The organism is Bradyrhizobium sp. CCGUVB23, assembly GCF_024199885.1.
Taxonomy (GTDB): domain Bacteria; phylum Pseudomonadota; class Alphaproteobacteria; order Rhizobiales; family Xanthobacteraceae; genus Bradyrhizobium.
In genome coordinates, this window is record NZ_JANADQ010000002.1 from 540441 (window position 1) to 561616 (window position 21176).

Below are 21176 nucleotides of genomic sequence, written 5' to 3' on the forward strand. Positions count from 1 at the left end.
CGACTATCGCGATCCGACGGCCGTTTATCGCCGCGGCTCGCGAAGCCGTTGCTCGAGCTTCGAACTCGACACATTCTCTGGTGGTACGTTATCGTATATACGACCTCTGAGGATGCGCTCTGGAACAACCAGCGTCAGCGAAGGTTCGACTGTAATGAGTTTCTCAACTCCACGATCACGGATATTGCGCGCTGATTGGTTCGATTGGCGTAGTTCTGCCGCGAGGGATTTCATTGCTCTTTTTTGGGGCGTCGTTCTTGCCTCGATCTCGGCGCATGTCTATGAGCTTGGCTCTCTTTTGTTTCAGCTCGGACGCGGCTATGCGGATTCGGCGTTCGACGACATCGTATTCGTCGCGTTCTTCCTGAGCGTTGCGCTGACAATTTTTAGTGTCCGCCGCTATCGAGATCTCGTGCGCGAAACCAAAGCACGAGCCATTGCGGAAGGAGAAGCGCGCGATCTGGCGCGACACGATCCATTGACGGGCCTGCCTAACCGTCGCTTATTTGATGAAAAACTTGATGCGTGCCTTGGCATCGCCGGCAACACGCACCACCAAGTCGCCGTTCTGATGGTTGGCCTTGATGGCTTCAAGAGGATCAAGGACACGCATGGCCACGCAGCTGGGGACAAGGCGCTATGCGAATTTGCCAACAGGCTCACCGACATCTTGCGCAAGGATGGCGTCCTGGCGAGGATTGGAGGCGACGAATTCGGGATTGTCCTGCCAGACATTAGCTCCCCTGAGGATCCCACCAATCTGGCGCGCCGTATTGTGGCGTCCGCCGCCGACACCTTTGCGATGGCCGAGCTTGGTGTTGGAATTGGTGTCGCCATCGCTCCGATCGACGGCCTCAATCTCCATGAATTGGTCAGGCGCGCAGAGCGTGCACTTTATCGCGCACAAGGCGATGGCAGGTCGTGTGTTCGATTTTTCGAACCAGAGATGGACATGCATGTCGAGCGGCGCATCCAGATCGAGCGAGAACTTCGCAGTGCTATCACGGCCGATATTATCGAGCTGCACTACCAGCCGCTGGTTTCGCTCAAGGGTAATTGCATTAACGGGTTCGAGGCGCTGGCGCGTTGGGAAAACAGGACATTTGGGCATATTCCGCCCGACGTGTTTATTCCGATTGCAGAAGAAACGGGCCTAATCAACGCTCTTGGAGATCAACTTTTTCGTCGCGCTTGTTTCGATGCCAATGCGTGGCCGGAGACGCTTACGCTCGCCTTCAATATTTCGCCCATTCAGTTGCGTGATCCCGCGCTTGGACAGCGCATTTTATCGATCCTTGGGCAAACCGGATTCAGTCCGCGTCGCCTGGAGATTGAAATTACCGAGAGCGCGTTTGTGGAAAAGATCGGGGTTGCGAAGACCGTGATTGATGTACTCCGCCAAGCGGGCGTCCGCATCGCGCTCGATGACTTCGGAACGGGTTATGCTACGCTTAGCAAGCTGCTTTCGTTTCGTCTCGACAAGATCAAGATAGACCGCAGCTTCGTGTCGCATCTCGACGACAGTACCGACAGCCGGGTGATCGTTCGTGCTATCCTTCGCCTTGCAAAGGAATTTGGCTTGACGACCACGGCCGAGGGCATCGAAGACGCAGGCCAGCTCGCCTATCTGGTGGCCAATGGTTGTACAGAAGGACAAGGCTACTTGTTCAGTGCTGCCGTCCCGGCCGCCGGTATCCACGCGCTGCTTAATCGCGAGTCTGGCCGCACGGTGGTTGCTGAAGATGGGACAAGAAGCCTGCATGGGTGAGTCGACGTGCTCGGTTGTTCGGGGAGCATCGGCATATGACGGCTCCTTGAGCATGCCCCGGAAAGGTGGATATCGGCCTTCCGAGAAAGTCATGTTTCAAACAAGAAGATAGCGCGTGATGACTGATTCGAAAATCAGTCATCACGCGCCAAACCGGCCGATAGGGATTGAGCTGTCGCCGGATGAACTCCGGGCCATCGCGAAAGGGGGCAGAAACACAGGGTGGCTTCCATGAAGAGATTGGGCGCAAACACTCGCACGTCGTCTGGTCTCGCATTGATGCGGAGCCGATGAAGCGGGAGAGGCCGCGAACCCGCCCTGGGTCAGCAACTTTGGCATCAAGCGCCTCGTGGCGAACGAGGAGAGCTTGATGCCGGCAAAGAGAAGACTGACCATGAGACAATTGAGACAGATGCTGCGTGCTGCGGCGTGCCAGAGGCGGAAGCAGCGCCCGCGAGATTGCGGCAATGCTGGGGATCGCCGGCAGTAACGTCCGGACAATCTGACGCGCGCCGCGGCGGCTGGGCTGCGTTGGCCGTTGCCGGAGATTTGACGGACGATGCGCTCCAGAACTGGCCGTTCGCGCGTGCCGACGTCAAGCGGGCCGTGCGGTGATGCGGGAAATACGCCTGGTCGCGGCCACTCCTGCGGCCGCGAAGCGCGACGATTGCCATGCAGGGGGCAATCCAACGAAAGGCGCGGCCCACAATGTCAAGCGCGCTTGACAAAGGTCCCTCCTATCATCGTTCGAGTCACGGCGCTGCTCCACTCTCGTTCATGGGACTGCAACTACGAGTTGGAGCGACGCCCCATCAGCTTGGACTGCACGTGAGCCAGCGCATCACTTAGCCTTGCCGCTTCCTCAAACCTGGTCTCCTGGTGCGGCGGAGGCGAGTCAGGATCGAGCAGGATGGCCTCGGCGGATTCCGAGAGCCGGCGCAGCGGCGTTCTGATCCATTGGGCGGCACATAGGAGCAGCGCCAGCGCGACAACCGCGCCAGCGCCGAGAGTGATCCAGAAAGATCGGATCAGTTCGCGGGTTGATGACATGGCGTCGTCGGCGTTCTGTCGGACCAGGAGAGACCAGCCGAAGCTCGGAAGATCTGCAAAACCAATGCTCGGAACGATCACTGTGAAATAGTCTTTGCCGTCAGGCCACCGCTCGTTCGAAAACGCTCTGGTGACGCGGCTGGCGGCAAGCGCTGAGCCGACGCTTAGCCGCTTGTTGACGAGATCGGTCGGGCCAAACAGCACGGTTCGGTCCCGCGACAGCAGCAGCACATCGATTCCAGGCGCCTGCAAAGCAGCCATCCCCTCCTCCACCCATGTCCAATTGAGGTGCGCTCCGATCACGCCGACAACGGAACTATCATGCCGCACGGGTGCAGCCAGATCGACGAACCGATAGGGTTCAGGGGACGCAGGCAAGAGGCTTGCCAGGAGTTGCGCCTCGTGGACATCGACCGCAGCCGGCGCATCCAGGCCGCGTCTGAACCATGGCCTCTGCGCAACACTTGCGCCCTCAAGCATCCCGTTCCTGGCCGCCAGCACCTTTCCCTCAAGATCGGCTATGCCGAGCCATGAGTAGCGGCCATCCAGGCGGCTCAGGAATTGGATGTGCTCGCGAGCGTTCGCGAGGTCAGTAGGATCGATCAGCTCCGCCAGTCGGGCCACGTCCATCCAAACCCCATAGATGCGGCGCGCCAGCAGGTTCGCGCTCAGTTCGCCGCGGGTTGTCAACTTTTCGACCTGCAGTTCCTCGCCGCGCTGCTCCAAGATCGCGGCGTACAATGTCGCAGTCACCATAGCCGGCACCAGCATCAACGTTGCACCGCCAAAGAACACGAGCGTGCGCAAGCTCATTCGTCTGTTCGCCATCACGCCTCCTCAACGGGTCAGAGCCCGGGCCAACTCGCGGATGATGCGAACGAGGTCGCCGCGATCGGATCCCGGAAGGGCCCGGGCGGTGTGGAGCTTTTTGATAATTTGGGCCTGCTGTTCGGTGCTCGGCGAAAATCTTAGCCGGTAACCGTCACGAGTTACCGCAAGAACTCGCGCCTCGACATCGCCGATAGCTGGGATGGTCAGTTTGCCTATCGCCCCTACCGAAAGACCGAATGGTCCGCTGATGCGAGCGCCTTCCGGCCCGAGATTCACGAGCCAGCCACGGTGTCGATCATCTCCGATCGTCAACGTGATCGGTTCAAGCACCTGGCGCTGCGGTCGGTTATATCTGGGTCGTTCGATGCACGCCGCGATCGCCACCAGCAAGACTGGGACGTTGTAGACCGTCCAGAACAGAACGATGGCGACACCGTCGCTGGCTGTCGACGAGGTATTGAAGACGAAATCGGAATTCAGCGGCACGATCAGGCCACCAAGGGTCAATCCAAGCAGGATTAGAAACGGTTGCATCAATGACCATTGGACGACGACCCTCGTTCTGTCGCCGCCCTTGGCTGTCACCGAGAATCTATGCGGTCCTCTCGTCAAGAGACCGATCGCCGCGGCCCGACAGATCGGCCAAGCGGCGATCACCTGCGCCGTATCGTTGACAATGGGGATAAACAGCCCCTTCGAGAGCCAGTTCAGGGCCACCAGGACCATGACGTAGTACGGGACATAGTATCTGATGATATCGACGAGCGAGGCATTCATGATCGTAATACCGAGCCACCAGTACAGAAGCGGACAAATCAGACTCGCCAAGCGGAAGGGAAAGGTTGTTAGCCAATAGAGAACGGAATCGATGACACTGATTCGGTGCATCAAACCTAATCGATGGGAACCAAATGGATTGTAGCAGTTGCGCACAATCTGCATCAGGCCGAGGCACCAGCGGCCCCGCTGGACGATGTATTCCTTGAGTCCCTCCGGAGCCAAACCCTCGGTCAGCGGTTCGTTGAGATAGACGGTTTGCCATCCGTTTTCGGCGAGCTTGAGCGTGAGCAGGAAGTCCTCGGTCACGCTTTGCGTCGGAAGCAGGCCGATCTGTTGTATTGCTCGCACCCTCATCACGGACGAGGTGCCGCAACAGATCGCGATTCCCCAGGCATCCCTTGCCGGTTCCACATTGTCAAAGAAGTGTCGTTGCTCATCCGGGTACCCGGCGCTGATACCGAGGTTGTGCTGGATCGGGTCCGGATTGAAAAAGTGCTGTGGCGTTTGAACCAGGCCAACACTTTGATCGTGAAACAGTGCCACTGTGCGGTCGATGAAATCGACGTGTGGAATAAAGTCCGCATCCAGGATGGCGACAAAATCCGATCGATCTGGATCCCGGGCACGCTCGGCAAGTGCGTGGTTGATGTTTCCCGCCTTGGCGTGCGCGTTGTCGGAGCGCGCAATGTATCCCACAGAGTGCCGCTCGCAGGCGAGCCGGAGCCAGTCCCTGCGGCCATCGTCAAGGACAAAGACGCGAAGTTTTGGAAAGCGCACGGCTTTGGCCCCGATGATTGTCCGCTCGAGTATCTCAAGCGGTTCATTGTAGGTCGTGATGAAGATGTCTACGCTTGGCGCTTCTCCAGGTGACCACCATCCTGCGTATTCGTCGGCCTCTGCCGTGCGCTCCCTCACCCGCGAGAGGATCACGAATGCGATTGACGAGGAGAGAACAGTCAGGCCCTCGAGAGTTGCGAAGCCCCAACTGACCAGGGCATCCGGGGTCCAGTCAAGCGGCACCAAGGTCTCGGTAAACCGCCATACAACGTAGCGCCATGAGAGAAGCGCCGCCATTCCAAGCAGAAGGGTGCGCCAGTACCATCGACTTGGGTTAAGCAGTGGGAGAACCGTCAGGCGGAGCCCGATGATGACGGCGCCTAAGGCTAGGGCGGCGAGGAGTGGCGATAGCAGAAGCATTAGAGGCCGTACCGTGTGAGAAAGCGACGGAATTGGGCGATCGGGCCGCTCGAAAACACAACACGCCCGGTGCGCCCGATGGCGCAGCCAAGATCGGCTTGTTGTGCGAGGCCCGGCACAGTCACTGTCACGTCGAAGCGCTGCAGATGCTGCGGACTGGGCCCCACCGCGAGATTTGCGTAAAGCGGCGACGCACCGGCTCCGCCGAGCCGGGTGACGGTTCCATCGAAAATTCGCTCGTCGCCGAAAAGCCGAAACTGCACCGCCGCGCCGACGGAAACGCTGTCATAAAGCGATTCGGATACGCCCGCGGTGACGACGAGGCTGTTGCAGTCGACGAGCTTGACCAGGTCTTGTCCGCGCCGTGCATACCCGCCATCGTCCACCAGGATATCCCAGACCAGACCCGGGACCTGGGCACTGAGCGTCGCGGACGTCAGCCGATTGACGCGCAGACGCTCGGCATCGATTTGCTGATCGAATTGAGCGATGCGCGCCTTGATCTGCTCCTCGTCGACATGCAGTTCAGCCAGTCGCTGATCGAGTTCCCGAATGCGCTGCGTCGAAAAGGGGGCATCGTTGTAGGATTCACCTATGAAGACGCCGGTGCGGGCCGAGGCGAGTTCCGTCTCGAAATAGTTGACCCGCTGCTGCGCGCTTTCCAGGTCTTGCTGCGCGACATCGAAGGTCGCGCGCGCCCGATCCAGGTTGGCCACCGTCTGAACGCCGCGATTGTTCAATTCATTGGCGCGCTTGAATTCGGCGTCCGCCTCGCGCAGGCGTGCAGCTGCTGCATCCTGCGTCGCCTTCGTCTCAGCGATCCGCGCCTCAATCTGCCGAATCCTGCCACGCTGATAGTCGGTTGACTGCGCATCAAATCCGGCTCTCGACCGCGATAGCGCGTCACGCTGCCCCGCAATCCGTTTGAGTTCGATGCGTTGATTGTCCCGCTCGCGCTCAAGCTCAAGAAGTCGAGCGATATCGAAGCGCTCATCGGTGACTTCAGCCGCGAGTTCCCCCGCGTTTATGCGCGTCCCAATGCTCTTGACAGCGAGCGTTACCCGGCCGTCGATCGGGGCACGCACGACGTAAAGTCGAGCATTTACCGTGGCGTCTGCCGAAGTTCCAGCGAAGTGCTCGCCGATGATGACGTACAGCCCGCCGGCCAGGAGAACCAAGCCAATGATCACACGTACGAGCTTCATGAGAGACTTCCAACCGCATTCCCAGCGCCTTTTGTAAGGCAACTTACAGGTGACCTTGTGGAAGCAAGCAAGTGAACTCGCTAATTCAGCCTGACTTTGAGTGCGATTTTGTTTTGCCGTTACAATCGCATCGCTCGCCCCAAAGGACGCAAGACTCTAGTTCTGGGTGGTCCATATTGACATGTGTTGTTCCCTGGTTGCCTTGCCTGCAGTGCGAGACTCCGTTCTAGGCAATTAATCGTTTCCCTAACGAGGGACGCTGATAGGCGCTTGGTGTCCTTTACAAAACCGTGTCGGCCACTCTCGGCGCCTTCTTCTGTGACGGCAGCCGCGAGTCGTCGTTCTCACCTTGATCGCCGCCGCCCATCGTTCATGCGATGGCTGGAGACACCAGCTTGACCGGCGCGGCCTCGATCTCCTGCCAATCGCCGTGGCCGCTGCGATAGCGGTAGGAGGCGATTCCCGATTGCCAGTTCGGGACCAGGGTCATGCGCAGATCGACGTTGGGCAGAATCTGCGGTCCAAGCCCGCCATGCGTCGGCCAGTGGATTGGCGGGTAGCCAGTAAGGAGTACTAAAAGTAGTGCCGGAGCCGGCGGGAGCGTCGGCAGCTGGCTGTAATTGCCTTGCAGGGAGGTGGTGACATCGAGCGGCGGATTAACAGCTTGGGTGATGCTGCCGAAGCCTTGGATCCGCCTGTTCGGCGTGTCGACGACCAGATCCAGCTTGAAGATTCTGCCTCCGGGGCGGCTTTCGCCAATCTGATAGCAGGCGTGAAACAATCCGACGTGGTCTTTGGTTGTCGTATCGGGCATAGAGCTATCCTTTCCTATTTAAGGGGATTGATCGGGTGATCGGCTGTGGTCATCCGGCCAACTGCCGCACGTAGTCGTCAGATTCTTCCGCCGGGATCGCCTTCACCGGAATCAGGCGCGTGCCATTGCTACCGGACACGACGATTTGCGGCACATAATGGCCGGGGAAGCTGCCCTTGACCGCAAAGGGCGTGGACCCTTCACCGAGCGGTCCCGTCCAGCCCATCACGTCGATCTTCAGGCCGCCGACCCAATGCGGATCGCGCACTAGGGCAATTCCTGTCGTGAAGTTCGGCGCATCACCCCCAACCTCGACCAGAAATAGCCCGAATCCGTCGGGTCCGTGGATGAAGCTGGCTTTTGCCGTGTTAAACGGCTCCGTCTGATAGAAACCCATGATTCTCCTCCTGCTGAGCTGGCGACGCCGCGCAGCCATCCCCGCCGCCTAATGACCAGTGCGGCGCTGGGCTGGTGTCCGCCGGCGGCCGCAAACGCGTTCATTCCAGCAGGGATCTGGGACCTAACTAGCAATGAGTGTGCCACCTGAAAAAGTTGCGCAGTGAAAGCTTTAATGGCGACAGAAAGGTGCAGTCTCGCTGGTGCGAGCCCCGCGGCTCAGCGTCGAGTTGCGGATATTGTGTCATCGACCTGACACGGATGAATACGACGACACCGGCGTCAACCTTCTGCGCGACCAGCCTAAGACAACCCGGTTATATGCGAGCTAATCGGGTCGAGCACATTCAACTGCCGCACACGGCGCTCGCATCATGCCGTTGCAGAACCTCGCGGCAATCGCCGATTCACATTCGATGTCATTCATCGAGAACTCGGCGTTCTGTGCTGGTCTCGAAGACGTACCGATCTGATCCGGAGCGGCGGGTGATGGGAGCCCAGTGAGGCGAACCGGACGTTTACCGATCCCGCCGTGTGATGCCTTCGAGTAATCGACACTGATCGAGCTAGCCTGAGAATGTTAGCAGTCGCGCACGGTTGTCAGCTTTGCGTCCATTGACGTCGACCCGATGCTCACCATCACTGTGGGATCAGCATTTTCGGTCCGGCACGCCAATTGCTCTGTTTCTCGGCACCATTACCCACCCGCGCTCGGACTGGGCGCAGCGGCAAAGGACGTGATCGTATGGCAACAGGTACTGTGAAGTGGTTCAATGATCAAAAGGGGTACGGATTTATCGCTCCAGACGACGGCGGAAACGACATTTTTGTCCACATTAGCGCCGTAGAACGCGCTAGACTCTCTGGGTTGGCAGAAGGCCAAAAGATTTCTTATGAAGTCAAAGTCGACCCCAAGCGTGGCAAGAACAGCGCTGAAAACCTGCGGGTCTGATCACGCCCGCCGCGTTGGACTGACGGTTGTTCGCCGTTTTTTTGCGTCTATGTCCGTGTCGGGCTTTTGATGGTAGGTGCAGTAGAGCCACGGCAGCACGGTTTGCAGGTTCGTTGTCCGCGCTTTCGGGAGGAGCTTGAGCAATTCGGGTTTGTAAGGCCGAGCGCAACCGTGGGCACGAAAACCCAAGGGATCACGAACTATTCCTCATCGACCAACGTGTCTTCCGTCAGCGTCGAGCCTTGCAACCGTTTACGAGAGCGCGCGGTTTCGTCGCGCTTCGGCCGGGGCTGCGGCTATTTCCAGGCCAAGACCCAAGTGAACATGAAGAGGTCGGCGGCGCTGAACTTTAGCCCGAGATCGACTGCGCGACTGAGCAACTGCACCGCCAAGAGCGAGTGGCCGCCCAGTTCGAAGAAGTGGTCGTGGCGCCCGACCCGCTCCACACCCAGAAGCTCGGCCCAGATCTGCGCCAGCGCCGTCTCGATCTCGCCTTGCGGCGGCGCATAGCTCCGCCGCGCATAGGCCGCATCCGCAGGCGGCGGCAGCGCCTGGCGGTCCAGCTTGCCGTTCACCGTCAGCGGCAGCGCCTCAAGCCGCACAAACGCGGCCGGCACCATGTAGTCCGGCAGGTGCGCACTTAAGTGCGCGCGCAAGGCGGCCGCCAGCGCGCCGCCATCTGCCTCGTTCGATTCTGTCTCGGGCCCATCCGTCCGGCAGGTACCGCGCAAGATCCCCGGTCCGGTACAGCCGGTCGCCATCCACAAACGGGCTGGCGATGAACCGCTCCGCCGTCAGCGCCGGCCGGTTCAGATAGCCGCGCGCAACCCCCGCCCCGCCGATATAGATCTCCCCTACCGCCCCAAACGGAACAGGCGCACCATCACCGTCCAGCAGATAGACCACCGAGTTTCGAATTGGTCGGCCCAGCGGCACTCGTTGCTGGTCATCGAAGCCAGCAGGCACCGGATAGCAGAGACTAAAGGTGGTGTTCTCTGTCGGGCCGTAGCCATTTGAGATCCGCAGCGTCGGATGTCGCTTCTGGCATGCTCTGACGGAAGCGACGGAGACCTCTTCGCCTCCGACCAGCAACTGCTGCAGTCGATCAGTGCTGTGCCCCTCTCCGATATCGGTATCGAACAACCGGGCAGTCATCCAGGCGATGGTGATGCCTTGATCTTGGATGATCTGGGCCAGCATTGCCGTCGAGAGGTAGCGCTCAGGATAGAGCACAACACTGGCACCGTTTGCTAAGGCTCCCCAGAGCTCGAACGTGGTCGCGTCGAATGTCGGCGAGGAGGCATTGAGAAAGGCATCCTGCGGCGAGATCGCGACGAAATCGTTCCCCGCCACCAGACGCACCACTCCCCGATGCTCGACCATGACGCCCTTGGGGGTGCCGGTTGAGCCGGAGGTGTAGATCACGTAGGCGAGATGGCGCGCGCTCAGGCCGAGCGCATGCGGGTCCGGATCGGTGGCCGGCAGGGTTGCCCACCCCGGCGCCGCCGCCGCCAGATCCATCTATCCACCGTCAAATCTGCCAGCATCCCAGATTCTGTGACGACTCGAATATTCGCTGGGGCACGCAGCTCTATTAATCGGCGAGCAGTCCTGCGGATCACAGCGGTTGCGGTCTTCGCGTGGCTCTTCGTGCGGCCAGGCCCGAGCGGTTCCCGGCCAGGGAAAGCCAGCGCTCCGGCGGGCAGAGCGCTCGTCAATCCGGCCGCTCCTGATGATTTAGACACGAGTTACAGATCCGTTAACGCTCACTCATTCCCGGCCGGATATTGTCGCGTGACGGACTTGGACGTCAAAACTGTCGAGCTGGGCTCGAACTACGCAGACGTAGTTGGTAGGTTTGGCTGCGCAGGGACTCTCATGTCAAACGAGATTCAGGAGGACATCAAGTTTCACGTGTTTACGTGGAACGACGGGCAGGTCTTGGTGCTCTTCGCCAACGGAAGGCTTCTGATCGCATCGCAGTCCGGCTCCTAATGCGACATTCTGTGATGTTGGCGAGCATTTTTTCTGCGCATTGGACGCAACCCGCTGCAGGAGGCAGGTATCGTCGGATGCTCGATTCTACTTTCCGGCGCAAAATTCGGTCCGGTTAGCCTTGGAATAGAAATCGGCCGGTGGGCTTAAAACTGCTAGGTCGGACGGAATTGCAGCTGACGTTGGTCGCTGCCGCTGATTCATTCTTGCGGATGAAACGCGAGCAAGCTCTCTGGGCCCGCCAGAAGCTGACCAGCAAATTGCCGGTCACCGGCGAGACGGTGTTCGGGTGCTGATCCGCACCATGAAGAAGATCACAACGATCGCTGGCAAGGTCGGAGCCGCGCTGTCCGACCGTAGCCGGACCGTGAGGCTGCGGGTGTTGGACATCGCGCGCGCGGCGCGCTCCAAAGCCAAGCAGAGCCGGGAGAGACCCCACACAGGGAATGGACAAGTCAAGCTGGCAAGGAGAATGGCGGCCATAACAGGCAGCCACGCCGTCACCTTTGCCGCCGGAGTCGGGCTGTAGCCCTCTGGCGTGGGATTCCTGCCACACCCCATCACGAACGGTGTGTGACACTGTCACAGAATGTGGTATAAGGACCTGAAGGAAAGAACTGACATGCGCACCAGCAAGCCAATCACCGTTACCCTCGGCCCGCAAATGGCAAGCCTTGAGGCCCGCCTGAAGTCAGGCGAGTACGCCTCGGCCAGCGAGGTCGTGCGCTCGGCCCTTCGCGCCCTTGACCGCCAGGATGCCGCACTGGACGACTACCTGCGCGCCAAGGTCCAGGCCTCGATCAAGGATCCCCGGTCGAGCGTCCCAGCAGCCGACGTGTTCAAGCGCCTGCGCACACGCCATGCAAGAAACACGAAGGCCGCCAAGCGTGGCGCTTAAGGTCGTTTTCCGTCCCGAAGCGGAAGCCGACTTGGTCGGCCTCTATGAGTACATCGCGGAGCGGTCCGGCTACAGAGTTGCGGGCGGCTACCTCGATCGTATCGAGGAAGCCTGCATGGCGCTTGCGACGTTGCCGAAGCGTGGCACGCGTCGCGACGATATTCTGCCCGACCTGCGCACAATCGGGTTTGAACGTCGCGTCACCATCGCCTTCCGCGTCCTGAAAGCTCAAGTGGAAATCGTTACCATTGCCTACGCAGGGCTCAATTTTGAGGACGACCTACAAAGATGATAATGCACAATGCGCTCGATGAAAAGCAAAAGGAACCTGCACCAAATATGCGGAAGAATCCCTGATTGCCGTGCTCGTCCGACCCAGATCGCCGCGCCATATCCAATTCTCCAAGCTGTTTCCAACCGGAGAATTGGCTCAACGATCAGGCCTCACACCATGCGAAACTGCGCGCGATCGTTTCGGAACCCCGCGCGGCAGCAAATCGGTACGGTGCGTGCGATAATCTCGGAATCGGCAGTCACCTTCCTGTCTGGCATCAAAGCATGGCATTTGACATCGCTCCACCTCCACCGGTCAGCTCAAGCCAAGCTGTATTGCAAAGCCGAAGGATCGCGAGGTGGATGCCTCATGCCGGTTACCAGCGGTTCGCGTCGAAGCTGCGGCGATCCTTCTCGTGGGGTTCCCCGGCTGCGCCGAGATCGCCTCCAAGACGAACGACCAATTGTCCTTGATAGTTCTCGGGGGCAACGGCGCCGAACGCCGTAAATCCGGGAAGGTGATCGCGGCGCCCATTCCAGTCGTGCAACCAGTCGGCGATCGTGAGCCGATCGACGAGTAAATTGCGTAGCCTGTAATCAACATTCTTCAGCATCGTCCGCTTCGGCGCGAGAAGTTGATTTTCTCCGATGAATAAACCGGCGATAAAAAGCCGGACGATGGGCCTCGGTGACGGCAGGATGCGTGGGCGACCATTTTGGCCGCGTCGGAACGGTAATCGCGGCGAGGGGCACCCACGCTCGTTCGAGCGTCACCGGATCGCGCAGCTGAGCGACCGTCTCGGTGCGGATGTCCAGCCACTCGAACGAACGACCATGGACGACCACAAGTTGAGCAGGCCGGAGCGTGGCAAAATGATCTCGATGGAAAACCCTTATCACTCGACAGACTCGACTTGGGTTGTCGCGCAGGTTCAAGATGAGTTGGGCTACTCGTTCAGATGGCAGAGGTTCTGATCATTCGCAGGTGCTGCATGTGAAGTGGAAGACTTCGGTTGAATGAAAAACAATGGGCTTCCCTCACGTTATTATTCCGGAGAGGATGGTCAGGTCGACCCGACGTCAGCACAACGCACTCCGCGTTATCGGTGCATGATCGCCCCGCCCCCCTGATTCTGCCGCCAATCGGACAACGAAATCATCACCAACTCCAGCCAGCTGGCGATTGCTTGTAGTGGCGACATCGCTTCGGCTTTTTCTCAGTCTTGATTGTGCTGATGACTGCCAGTGCAGGCCTGAAATTCAGTCCTGCAGAACACGATGTTGGTCAACCTACAAGAATTTGCAGGTGGCGGAGATCAATCTCACCCGAGAGAATAAGCAGCTGTTGTAGAGCCGGTGGCAGCAGAAGACTTGCTTAAGGCAGTCGAATCTGCCATAGCGAGGCAAAATGAACCTGAATGCAGACGAGTTAATCCGCCGAGCCGTTGGCGCTGTCGGGTCCGTGCAGTCTTTATCTCCGTAAGCTCGGTTCGGTCAGCGAGGGCGCGCGTGGGCTGCTGCTCGCCGACGGAAAAACCGCGGTAAAACACCGGGCTGATCCAAAATCCGGAGATGTGCCCGGAAAGACGGCTCGCAGCAAGGGAGTTCACTGACGCTTTCGGCACGGATATCGGCTAGCGCTCGACGCCCGATCTGGAATCCCGCTCCTGAATAGCCTGCTCACGGAGTGCTGAATGGGACTGCTGGGCATCCTCGTTGGGCTTTCGCTGGTCATCTCTTTGCGTTTCGTGGCTGGAGCGTTCCTGCTGCTCGCGCCGATCGCGGCGCTGGTGGCGGCCGCGTTCGGCGCACAGCCGTTGCTTGCCAACTGGACCCAGATTTTCATGGTGAGCGCCGCCAGCTTCCTGGCGCAGTTCTTTCCGATCTTCCTGCTCGGCGCCGTCTTTGGCAAGCTGATGGATGCCGGCGCGAATGCGTCCGTACTGCCGGCGCTGAGCGTTGCAAGTCTCGTCGGCTTCGGCGCTGTCATTGCAGCGCTGCCCGCGTTCGTAGCCGTGCGCGACTGGGTGCTGGCAATCGAGGGCGGCCCCCTTGTTTTTCTCGCGGTTGCAACGAATGTCCTGGCGGCGCTGACCGGCTCGGCGTCGGGCGGCCTCACGATTGCGCTCGACGCACTCGGCCAGACTTATGCCGAGATCGCGGCGCAAACTGGCATCGACCCCGCTCTGATGCATCGTGTCGCGGTGATCGGGTCAGGCACGCTTGACATTTTGCCGCATAACGGCGCGGTGGTCAGCCTGCTCTCGATCTGCGGCATGACCCACCACGACAGCTATTTCGATATTTTCATGGTCGGCATCGTTCCGTCGGTCGTCGTGTTGGCCGTCGTGATCATGCTTGGCGGCGGAGTGGGATCATTTTGAATGGTTACCTGCTTTATCACGACGCAGGCTCCTTATCATGGTTTGCGCGGTCAGCCGCTCGACGGCGCTCTCCGAGTTCTGGATCGCACCCTGCGTGTCATTGAAGACCGTCTGGAAGACCGGCACGCCGTACTCGTAGAACTCTATCTCGGCGGTGCCGAGGCCGCCTTTCTCGCGCGCCTCGGTGATGTGTACTGCCCCGCCATCACCTCAATATCCTCGCCATGTAGGGCAGTGGCAGGCGCCGCGTGCCCGGGCCATCGGCTTCGAGATGTCCTTGAGTACGAGATGGTTCGGGCTGATCAGATAGCCGTTGATCTGGAAGCGCCGCATCGCGCGGCCCATGTCCTCGGTATAGGGATCGTCGGGCGTCGGATATTGGTGTGCGGCACCGGTCGCCGGCCGCTCGCCATGGCGTCGGTGTCAACGTGGAAGAACGCACCACGGAACGAGGCGGACTGATATCGATCGCGACACGGATTGTGGATGTCTCGGATTCGCATCAGCCACCGCCACTCGCGCCGCTATCGGTCGACGAGCGCTCCATCTGCTTGTAGCGCTGCACGCCGGTCGACTGGAAAAAGCCGTCCGAGTTGGCGTCGTATTTGACGCCCGGGCCCTCGGTCCAAAGCTTGATGTTGACGCTGCCCTTCAGCTCGACCTTGCCGCCTGCGATCTGCTGGTCGATCCGCCGATACGAGAAGGGCTGATCGGTCGCGAAGTCCTTCGACGTGTAGCCCATTTGCGTCGTCGCAGCCGAATTGATGTCGATGCCTTCGACGCTCTGACCAGTCTCGGCCTGAATCGTCTTGGCGATCCGGCCAATCTCGGCGCGATCGTCGGTGTTGGCGGGTGTGACTGTGAATGCTGATCGAACATTGACCCCCATCGGCGTCGTCGAGACCCTTTCAGGCCGTTGATTTCATTGATTTGAGATGACGGGACCCCTACGCCGATCATGGTCGAGACCCCACGCCGAAACACAGTCAGCCTGCCGCCCTCAAACGCGGCTGTGATCTTCTTGCGGGAAACGGCTGGAAATGAGAACGGTAGACTCGTATTGTCGGTCATGGCGAGTGTGGCGGCGGCCCGCATGCGCGGAGGGTGGGTGTCAGCAACCGAATCCTACGCCACCTCAGCGGCTTACGCCACGCTCGCCAGCCTCTCAACAATCCGCTGATGAATATGACGGGCTAGTCTTCTCCTGGACCCTTACTCGTCATCATCTTCGGAATCGATACGATGTTCAATCCTATCTCGTATTCCGCGTGTGGCGACGAGTGTCACGAAAGCCATCCTCTTCTTCTGCTCCTGGCTTAACGTCTTATAGAGTGGCTCCCAAGCATCGGCGAGCTTCTTGAGATCTAAAGCACGTTGGCTCAGTGACTCAGCCCGACGCTGCATCAGCTGAACCAGATTGCGTTCGTGAAGAGCTTCCGGCGAGCTGCTATCGCGCAGTTCCGCCACCCGTTCCCATCGAGCTTGCCGGTTTTTTGCTCTGGCCCGTATGGCATCCTCCACGGCCGGCCAGTACTTTTCCTGGTCGGGTGTTAGCTGCAAGGCAGCCTTGATTGTTGCCACACGCACATCCGTCAAGGCGTTCAGGTCGGTAACGCTAGGATGCGTCACTCCGACAGAGGAAGACGTCTCTGCCGCGTACGCTAAGGGTGACGCTGTTACGAGAACCGCAGCTGCTGCAACGGCTACTTTCTTGATCATCGCAAACTCCTGGATTGCCATGACGGAACGCTGCACCTAAGACGACGGAAACTGGTTGATAGAGATCAACAATACATTCACAGGTTGGTGAACCTCTATAAGCTCTCTAGACCCTATGTTTGCCCTCTGAGGTGACGGGCGGCCCGCCCCGCGGCAAGCTCCATCGAGGGTTGCGCCGGATGGTCCGGCGCCGAGCCCCAAGCATGGGGAGCGGGCCTGATGAACAATAGCATTTTTGTGGGACTGGATGTGCCCAAGGCGACGATTTCGGTCGCAGTGGCCGAAGCGATGCGCGGCGGTGAAGTTCGTAACTTGGGGATCATCCCTAATAGCGCCGATCAAATCGACAAGCTGGCGAAGAAGCTTGGCAAGGGCGACCGGCAGGTAAGTTTTTGTTACGAAGCCGGCCCCTGCGGATATGGCCTGCATCGACAACTGACGGGACTGGTGTGTTTCGGCGTGGGGTCTCGACCACGATCAGCGTAGGGGTCCCGTCATCTCAAATCAATGAAATCAACGGCCTGAAAGGGTCTCGACGACGCCGATGGGGGTCAATGTTCGATCAGTATTCACACCTGTCATGGCGTACTTCAGTCTTTATGTCCGCGCGAGCGCCAAAAGGCACAAATCCGCTCCTACGCGTCGGCCATAAGCGCCGTTCGATCTTCTTGCGAGATCATGGCGCTACCGCCAGCTCGAACACAAACAGACGGATGGTTTTTGAACCAACGTTCCTCAGACCGTGCGCTCCGCCTGGGCTGTTGCGGATCAGATCGCCAGCGCGGACAGGAAAGACATCGCCGTCTCTCCACATTTCACCATGCCCATCAAGAACGAGATAGAACTCCTCCTCATCCGGTTCATGCCGATGCCGTCCAATGGACGAGCCGGGAGGGACTTCTGCGTAATCAATATAATTGCACGTGCCTGCAAAATTGCACGGTACAGCAATGCGACGCGCAAACACGTCCCCCTCCCCGCAGTGGGCGCATTCTCGCTCGAGAGGCAGTTCGAACAAATTGCAGCGATCAAATGTCTTTGGGAAAAGATCAGGGTCAGGCATGACGACCTTCTCAAACCGCATCGCGTTATCTTTGTGTTGAATATGTACTACTACCGGGATGTCAAGCTGAGGGCAAACGAGGGCAAAATCGTCGCCGTGACGGCGGTTTGATTTTGAAGTGACCGCAACCCTCGGAATCGTATTACGGTCATCGGGTTCGGGTTTATTTCATCGGCATGGTCTTGCCGGCTCCGACCGCATGGGCGAGATACGTCGATCCGGCCGAGACAATGTGCCAGATGCCGCGCTTCTGGTCCCCATAAGGAACAAAGGCGCCAGAGGCACCCGGAAGCTTCAGGTGGGAGCCGTCGAAGGGCTCTTCGCGCGATGTTGTTGAAGCGATCGTTATAGACTCTGGCCAGGCGATCGGTGCGATCCGGATCGGACCAGATCCAGCGCTGGAAGGCGTCCTTGATCTTTTGCAGCTTTGCTTTCGCGGCCTCGGTGTCGACGACATTGAGCACGCGCCGCTCGCTCCTCTCCTCCTTGATGGTGTCGAAGATCGGCGGGACCCTGCTGTTGAGCGCGTCGGCGAGCAACTCGCCGGCGTGCCAGCGGTCGGTGCCTCCTCGGCTATCCAAGGAGGGGGCAATTCCTCATGTCGCCGGGGGGGGGACAACTTTCCATGGCGCGCGGCAATCGCGATCGGGTTCGCTTGCCACTTTGGGGCTCCGCCTACCAAATCTTGCAGGTGCTGAAGCTCTCGAAATCCGATCAACTGAAGCAGGATTTATGCACGACGTAGCGCTTGGTCGTTCTGTCGCAGAGCGTAGGCCCAGCCGCCGACCCAAATGGTTCGGTTGCGCCTGCGTGTCGTTGAGGAGCGGCTTGATTGGACGGAATCTATTTTAAGCGACTTGGAGATCGGCATCAATGATCTCCAACATCTGCGATCCCCTGTCGTTGTACCATGCAAGCTGTGGAGCCGTCGGGTTGCGTCCGGCTGCTGTCCCACAATAGGTCCGACAGTGATGGCTGACACCTTCTCTCCATTCTGCCTCTCCATTCTGCGTGTCGACAAACAAGCGCCAGGACGTGTGCTTGGCGCTGGTGCCAAGCCTTTCATCAAGGTTGGAAAACACTCACATCGTGTCAACCTGTTCGCGGCGGCATTCGAAGCCATGCAAGGAATCCGCGCGAACTCAATCCTTGCAGTCACTGAAGCGTGCCGGTTGCACGCGGGAACTTGTCAGATCCACAGCCGATTGTCTGAACGACGGCACTTACCGGATCACGCGGCACATCCACCTCAAGGAGCATCCAAGGCACCTTCGCTCGCAGCTGTCGGAGCGCACCACCATCGGAGGACCCTTGGTGACAATGCTCATTTCTCGGGCGACTGATCGAAAGAATCGCCAAGTTAGAGGACTACCAGGAGATCGACATGAAACCTTCGCTGGCCGTTTCGCCGACTGAACATCCCGACGTCGCTGCGCCGGAGCTTGAAGCGAGCCGCTCTTGCCGCTTTGGAGTCGACGTGTTTGAGGATGTCACTTCAGCCTCTTTCACGCGATGGATCAAGACTCATCTGAACGACCATCGTATCCTCGTCGTTATGACGCCAACCGTTTATCGCCTTTATTCGCAACAGCTCAGCGCTTGTTGGTCGGTGCTAGACGTCGAGCCGCGTGTGTTCGTGCTGGCATGCACAGAAATAACAAAATCTATTGATGCTGTCATGGCTGTCTGTCGTCAGGCCCAAGAAGCGGATATCGATCGCCGCGGTGTTCTTGTTTCGATCGGCGGCGGCGTGTGCTCCGACATCGTTGGTCTCGCCGCGTCTCTTCTGCGACGGGGTATATCTCATGTGCGGATTCCGACCACCCTAATCGGGCAGGTGGACGCGGGCATCGGACTCAAGGGCGGTGTCAACTTTGGCGTCCTCAAGAGCTACATCGGTTGCTTTTACCCGCCGAAAGCGGTCGCTGTCATTCCGACATTCCTTAGAACCCTCAGCGAAGATGGCATCCTCCAGGGCATCGCCGAGATCGTGAAGCTCGCGTGCGTTTGTGATGGCGCGTTGTTCGAGGATGTTGAGGCGACGGTCACCGATCTGACGCGAACGCGATTTCAAGAGCCAGAGGCCGTCGCAAAGAGGGTTCTGAGGCGGTCGATTTCGGGAATGCTTACTCAGCTCAGCGAGAACCCTTTCGAGACGGTAACATTGGAGCGTGCAGTCGACTTTGGTCACACCTTAAGCCATCCATTGGAAGCAGCGACAGGTTACCAACTGCATCACGGTTTCGCCGTCGCAATTGACATTGCGTTCAGCGCAATTCTGGCGTCGCGATTGTCGTTGATAACAGAGCGGGAGGCGCTGCGCATTGTTCACCTGCTCACTAACGCGGGGCTGCCGATCTATCATGCAAAACTGGACGGATCACTGGTCGAGGGCGCATTTGAGGCCACAAAGAAACACAGAGATGGCGCGCTCAACTTGGTGGTGCCCACCGGGATTGGCCGGCACACATTTGTAAAGGACACCAATTGCCTCTCGATGTCTCTCATTGGGGAAACGATTGAGTATCTACAAAAGGCGTCTCACACCACAGCGAGAGTGCCAGTGGACGACGCAATCAGGAATCAGCACGAAAATGCTCGAAACGCGCTCAGCCTCTGAGGATACGGCTGAGATCAACGTGGCAGTTTGGACGGATCTTGCATGTGAGCTTGCAGGGCAGATTCATCAGAGCGATCATCGTCTCTCTCCCATGATGCTCGTGGATCGATGCGCCACTGCACTCACTCCGTGAACTCCAGGTCAAACCTGTTTGGGCCGGTCGATTTGCTGCTGAAATTGAGCGCCTTTCCCGATAGTGCAGTCAGGCTGCCGGAGGCGAATTTGACGAGCACTCGACCGGATGTCGCGATGCCGGAAGGTATACCGTCTTTCATCATGACGGCGCCCTTCGATTCGACGAGTTGCGTCACCGCTAGTCCGCCACTGGCTCTGGCCCCACCGCCCTGCCCCGTCCATGCGAGCCAAGGTTGCCACATCGAAACCGGGACGGGCATGCGTTCGCCGTAGAGCCGGCGCGCGCGACCGGCGCTGATCTCCATCATGGCATTGTCATAGCCTTCGCGATTGACGATCGCCGCACCAACGATCAGCGTGACGTCGTTGCCGCGAAGGCCGTCCACCCAGAAGCCGCTCGCGGTCGGCGTCCACAGCCCGGCCGCATTCTCGGGAAACACGACAACGCGCGCTCCAGCCGCGGCCGCTTCGCGCACGCGCTGGAGCAACGCCTGGGATTGATCGAGGTTCGGAGCTCGGCCAAGCACGCTGCCAAGCTTGGTATCGAGACCAACCCATCCGTCGGGTTGCGACGGCGCGATCCAGTGCGCGGCCGACCAGGCCCAGAAGCTGGCCCCGACGATCGCCGCGATGGGCCACTTTCTCGTCGTCATGGTGAACAGGATGGCTGGTCGCGCCCAGTCCCACCATCCCCATCCCGGAAACAAAATGCCGGCCGCCGTGATCGGCTGCGCCCATCCGACGATGCCGAAGGCGGCACGCTCATCAGGATCGCTGCGAGCGCAAACCAGAGCGCCCTCCCCCATCCCGGCCGGCTTTGCCACAGCACGGCGTGGACAAGGACGAAGCTGGCCGCAGCCCCGATCCACAAGGCGATGCCGACGCCGAAATCGGTGCCGTAAAAATTGACCGCTCCCTGCGGCAGCCCGCGCGAGGCCGCCAGGAAATAGGCGGCGCTCACTGCCGCTGAGATCGACCGTGAGGGCGCGAACGCCCACAGCGTCGGGAACGCGCAGGCTAGCGGCAGGGTGAGCGCATGACCGCACCAGGCAACAGCCCCGACCACGGCCGCGGCGACGGCCATCGCCGTGCTCCG

At 59.4% G+C, this 21176-nt stretch carries 24 protein-coding genes and 1 pseudogene; 8 read left to right on the plus strand and 17 right to left on the minus strand.

The window, feature by feature from the left end:
• Positions 1-184 precede the first annotated feature (184 nt).
• Complete coding sequence (locus NLN62_RS50650) at positions 185-1768, plus strand: bifunctional diguanylate cyclase/phosphodiesterase (RefSeq protein WP_254114179.1); 1584 nt, start codon at positions 185-187, stop codon at positions 1766-1768.
• Positions 1769-2557: 789 nt separating this feature from the next.
• Here the strand turns inward: NLN62_RS50650 and NLN62_RS50655 are convergent.
• The 5 genes from NLN62_RS50655 to NLN62_RS50675 form a co-directional block, all read right to left on the minus strand.
• Positions 2558-3646 carry a cache domain-containing protein gene (locus tag NLN62_RS50655; RefSeq protein WP_254114180.1) on the minus strand — a complete coding sequence of 363 codons (1089 nt, stop codon included), beginning with the start codon at positions 3644-3646 and terminating at the stop codon, positions 2558-2560.
• 9 nt (positions 3647-3655) lie between these two features.
• A complete protein-coding gene (locus NLN62_RS50660) occupies positions 3656-5503 on the minus strand; it encodes a glycosyltransferase (RefSeq protein WP_254114181.1) in 1848 nt (615 codons plus the stop codon).
• 122 nt (positions 5504-5625) lie between these two features.
• Positions 5626-6831, minus strand: a complete 1206-nt coding sequence (locus NLN62_RS50665; protein ID WP_254114182.1) for an HlyD family secretion protein — start codon at positions 6829-6831, stop codon at positions 5626-5628.
• Positions 6832-7201: 370 nt separating this feature from the next.
• Positions 7202-7645 carry a DUF1842 domain-containing protein gene (locus tag NLN62_RS50670; RefSeq protein ID WP_254104121.1) on the minus strand — a complete coding sequence of 148 codons (444 nt, stop codon included), beginning with the start codon at positions 7643-7645 and terminating at the stop codon, positions 7202-7204.
• 49 nt (positions 7646-7694) lie between these two features.
• A complete protein-coding gene (locus NLN62_RS50675; RefSeq protein ID WP_254114183.1) occupies positions 7695-8042 on the minus strand; it encodes a hypothetical protein in 348 nt (115 codons plus the stop codon).
• Between the two features lie 744 nt (positions 8043-8786).
• On the opposite strand from NLN62_RS50675, the gene NLN62_RS50680 reads away from it, so the two are divergent.
• The gene (locus NLN62_RS50680; RefSeq protein WP_254103045.1) at positions 8787-8993 is read left to right on the plus strand and encodes a cold-shock protein; all 207 of its coding nucleotides are present in this window, start codon (positions 8787-8789) and stop codon (positions 8991-8993) included.
• A 296-nt stretch (positions 8994-9289) separates the two neighbouring features.
• Here the strand turns inward: NLN62_RS50680 and NLN62_RS50685 are convergent, their stop codons facing one another.
• Both NLN62_RS50685 and NLN62_RS50690 read right to left on the minus strand, forming a co-directional pair.
• A complete protein-coding gene (locus tag NLN62_RS50685) occupies positions 9290-9610 on the minus strand; it encodes a phosphopantetheine-binding protein (protein ID WP_371933174.1) in 321 nt (106 codons plus the stop codon).
• Entirely contained in the window at positions 9585-10514 is a 930-nt protein-coding gene (locus tag NLN62_RS50690) for an AMP-binding protein (RefSeq protein ID WP_254114185.1), read from the minus strand. Before NLN62_RS50690 ends, NLN62_RS50685 begins: the two co-directional genes overlap by 26 nt.
• Positions 10515-11292: 778 nt before the next feature.
• Between NLN62_RS50690 and NLN62_RS50695 the strand changes: the two genes are divergently transcribed.
• The 3 genes from NLN62_RS50695 (at position 11293) to NLN62_RS50705 (ending at position 12178) form a co-directional block, all read left to right on the plus strand.
• Positions 11293-11517: a hypothetical protein gene (locus NLN62_RS50695; RefSeq protein WP_254114186.1), complete on the plus strand. Its 225-nt coding sequence runs from the start codon at positions 11293-11295 to the stop codon at positions 11515-11517.
• Positions 11518-11610: 93 nt separating this feature from the next.
• Positions 11611-11886 (plus strand): type II toxin-antitoxin system ParD family antitoxin, encoded by a 276-nt coding sequence (locus NLN62_RS50700; protein WP_254114187.1) that lies wholly within the window; start codon positions 11611-11613, stop codon positions 11884-11886.
• Positions 11849-12178, plus strand: a complete 330-nt coding sequence (locus tag NLN62_RS50705) for a type II toxin-antitoxin system RelE/ParE family toxin (RefSeq protein WP_256576114.1) — start codon at positions 11849-11851, stop codon at positions 12176-12178. The genes NLN62_RS50700 and NLN62_RS50705 overlap by 38 nt, the downstream gene beginning before the upstream one ends.
• Positions 12179-12536: 358 nt before the next feature.
• On the opposite strand, the gene NLN62_RS50710 is transcribed toward NLN62_RS50705, so the two are convergent.
• Complete coding sequence (locus NLN62_RS50710) at positions 12537-12773, minus strand: hypothetical protein (RefSeq protein ID WP_254114189.1); 237 nt, start codon at positions 12771-12773, stop codon at positions 12537-12539.
• Positions 12757-13095 carry a hypothetical protein gene (locus NLN62_RS50715; RefSeq protein ID WP_254114190.1) on the minus strand — a complete coding sequence of 113 codons (339 nt, stop codon included), beginning with the start codon at positions 13093-13095 and terminating at the stop codon, positions 12757-12759. The genes NLN62_RS50710 and NLN62_RS50715 overlap by 17 nt, the downstream gene beginning before the upstream one ends.
• Before the next feature lie 758 nt (positions 13096-13853).
• Between NLN62_RS50715 and NLN62_RS50720 the strand changes: the two genes are divergently transcribed.
• Positions 13854-14543: a hypothetical protein gene (locus tag NLN62_RS50720; protein WP_254114191.1), complete on the plus strand. Its 690-nt coding sequence runs from the start codon at positions 13854-13856 to the stop codon at positions 14541-14543.
• On the opposite strand, the gene NLN62_RS53850 is transcribed toward NLN62_RS50720, so the two are convergent.
• The 4 genes from NLN62_RS53850 to NLN62_RS50735 form a co-directional block, all read right to left on the minus strand.
• A complete protein-coding gene (locus NLN62_RS53850) occupies positions 14535-14669 on the minus strand; it encodes a hypothetical protein (protein WP_371933175.1) in 135 nt (44 codons plus the stop codon). The two genes, NLN62_RS50720 and NLN62_RS53850, sit on opposite strands and share 9 nt — an antisense overlap.
• An 84-nt stretch (positions 14670-14753) precedes the next feature.
• Complete coding sequence (locus NLN62_RS53855) at positions 14754-14888, minus strand: hypothetical protein (RefSeq protein ID WP_371933176.1); 135 nt, start codon at positions 14886-14888, stop codon at positions 14754-14756.
• Between the two features lie 157 nt (positions 14889-15045).
• Positions 15046-15432: a hypothetical protein gene (locus NLN62_RS53860; protein WP_371933184.1), complete on the minus strand. Its 387-nt coding sequence runs from the start codon at positions 15430-15432 to the stop codon at positions 15046-15048.
• A gap of 323 nt (positions 15433-15755) precedes the next feature.
• A complete protein-coding gene (locus tag NLN62_RS50735) occupies positions 15756-16262 on the minus strand; it encodes a Spy/CpxP family protein refolding chaperone (RefSeq protein ID WP_254114193.1) in 507 nt (168 codons plus the stop codon).
• Positions 16263-16481: 219 nt separating this feature from the next.
• Between NLN62_RS50735 and NLN62_RS50740 the strand changes: the two genes are divergently transcribed.
• Positions 16482-16748 carry a hypothetical protein gene (locus NLN62_RS50740; protein ID WP_254114194.1) on the plus strand — a complete coding sequence of 89 codons (267 nt, stop codon included), beginning with the start codon at positions 16482-16484 and terminating at the stop codon, positions 16746-16748.
• A gap of 190 nt (positions 16749-16938) precedes the next feature.
• Here NLN62_RS50740 and NLN62_RS50745 read toward each other — a convergent pair whose 3' ends face one another.
• Together NLN62_RS50745 and NLN62_RS50750 are read right to left on the minus strand one after the other, a co-directional pair.
• Positions 16939-17346 carry a cupin domain-containing protein gene (locus NLN62_RS50745; protein ID WP_254114195.1) on the minus strand — a complete coding sequence of 136 codons (408 nt, stop codon included), beginning with the start codon at positions 17344-17346 and terminating at the stop codon, positions 16939-16941.
• A 148-nt stretch (positions 17347-17494) separates the two neighbouring features.
• Positions 17495-17900 (minus strand): annotated as a pseudogene (locus NLN62_RS50750) (DNA methylase); the annotation flags it as partial.
• A gap of 809 nt (positions 17901-18709) precedes the next feature.
• Between NLN62_RS50750 and NLN62_RS50755 the strand changes: the two are divergent.
• Positions 18710-19945 carry a sedoheptulose 7-phosphate cyclase gene (locus NLN62_RS50755; RefSeq protein ID WP_254114196.1) on the plus strand — a complete coding sequence of 412 codons (1236 nt, stop codon included), beginning with the start codon at positions 18710-18712 and terminating at the stop codon, positions 19943-19945.
• A gap of 122 nt (positions 19946-20067) precedes the next feature.
• Here NLN62_RS50755 and NLN62_RS50760 read toward each other — a convergent pair whose 3' ends face one another.
• Together NLN62_RS50760 and NLN62_RS50765 are read right to left on the minus strand one after the other, a co-directional pair.
• The gene (locus NLN62_RS50760) at positions 20068-20787 is read right to left on the minus strand and encodes a nitrilase-related carbon-nitrogen hydrolase (RefSeq protein ID WP_254114264.1); all 720 of its coding nucleotides are present in this window, start codon (positions 20785-20787) and stop codon (positions 20068-20070) included.
• On the minus strand, positions 20730-21164 hold the full coding sequence (locus NLN62_RS50765) for a hypothetical protein (RefSeq protein ID WP_254114266.1): 435 nt from the start codon (positions 21162-21164) through the stop codon (positions 20730-20732). Before NLN62_RS50765 ends, NLN62_RS50760 begins: the two co-directional genes overlap by 58 nt.
• Positions 21165-21176 lie beyond the last annotated feature (12 nt).

What these genes read in the sequence shown, in the direction of transcription:
- NLN62_RS50700 (WP_254114187.1), top strand. Translation starts at nt 11,611, where the DNA reads ATGCGCACCAGCAAGCCAATCACCGTTACCCTCGGCCCGCAAATGGCA.
- NLN62_RS53860 (WP_371933184.1), bottom strand. Translation starts at nt 15,432, where the DNA reads ATGGGGGTCAATGTTCGATCAGCATTCACAGTCACACCCGCCAACACC.
- NLN62_RS50745 (WP_254114195.1), bottom strand. Translation starts at nt 17,346, where the DNA reads ATGCGGTTTGAGAAGGTCGTCATGCCTGACCCTGATCTTTTCCCAAAG.
- NLN62_RS50670 (WP_254104121.1), bottom strand. Translation starts at nt 7,645, where the DNA reads ATGCCCGATACGACAACCAAAGACCACGTCGGATTGTTTCACGCCTGC.
- NLN62_RS50735 (WP_254114193.1), bottom strand. Translation starts at nt 16,262, where the DNA reads ATGATCAAGAAAGTAGCCGTTGCAGCAGCTGCGGTTCTCGTAACAGCG.
- NLN62_RS50675 (WP_254114183.1), bottom strand. Translation starts at nt 8,042, where the DNA reads ATGGGTTTCTATCAGACGGAGCCGTTTAACACGGCAAAAGCCAGCTTC.
- NLN62_RS50660 (WP_254114181.1), bottom strand. Translation starts at nt 5,503, where the DNA reads ATGGCGGCGCTTCTCTCATGGCGCTACGTTGTATGGCGGTTTACCGAG.
- NLN62_RS50705 (WP_256576114.1), top strand. Translation starts at nt 11,849, where the DNA reads ATGCAAGAAACACGAAGGCCGCCAAGCGTGGCGCTTAAGGTCGTTTTC.
- NLN62_RS50680 (WP_254103045.1), top strand. Translation starts at nt 8,787, where the DNA reads ATGGCAACAGGTACTGTGAAGTGGTTCAATGATCAAAAGGGGTACGGA.
- NLN62_RS50720 (WP_254114191.1), top strand. Translation starts at nt 13,854, where the DNA reads ATGGGACTGCTGGGCATCCTCGTTGGGCTTTCGCTGGTCATCTCTTTG.
- NLN62_RS50690 (WP_254114185.1), bottom strand. Translation starts at nt 10,514, where the DNA reads ATGGATCTGGCGGCGGCGGCGCCGGGGTGGGCAACCCTGCCGGCCACC.
- NLN62_RS50665 (WP_254114182.1), bottom strand. Translation starts at nt 6,831, where the DNA reads ATGAAGCTCGTACGTGTGATCATTGGCTTGGTTCTCCTGGCCGGCGGG.
- NLN62_RS53855 (WP_371933176.1), bottom strand. Translation starts at nt 14,888, where the DNA reads ATGGGCCGCGCGATGCGGCGCTTCCAGATCAACGGCTATCTGATCAGC.
- NLN62_RS50755 (WP_254114196.1), top strand. Translation starts at nt 18,710, where the DNA reads ATGAAACCTTCGCTGGCCGTTTCGCCGACTGAACATCCCGACGTCGCT.
- NLN62_RS50710 (WP_254114189.1), bottom strand. Translation starts at nt 12,773, where the DNA reads ATGCTGAAGAATGTTGATTACAGGCTACGCAATTTACTCGTCGATCGG.
- NLN62_RS50740 (WP_254114194.1), top strand. Translation starts at nt 16,482, where the DNA reads ATGAACAATAGCATTTTTGTGGGACTGGATGTGCCCAAGGCGACGATT.
- NLN62_RS50765 (WP_254114266.1), bottom strand. Translation starts at nt 21,164, where the DNA reads ATGGCCGTCGCCGCGGCCGTGGTCGGGGCTGTTGCCTGGTGCGGTCAT.
- NLN62_RS50695 (WP_254114186.1), top strand. Translation starts at nt 11,293, where the DNA reads ATGAAGAAGATCACAACGATCGCTGGCAAGGTCGGAGCCGCGCTGTCC.
- NLN62_RS50655 (WP_254114180.1), bottom strand. Translation starts at nt 3,646, where the DNA reads ATGGCGAACAGACGAATGAGCTTGCGCACGCTCGTGTTCTTTGGCGGT.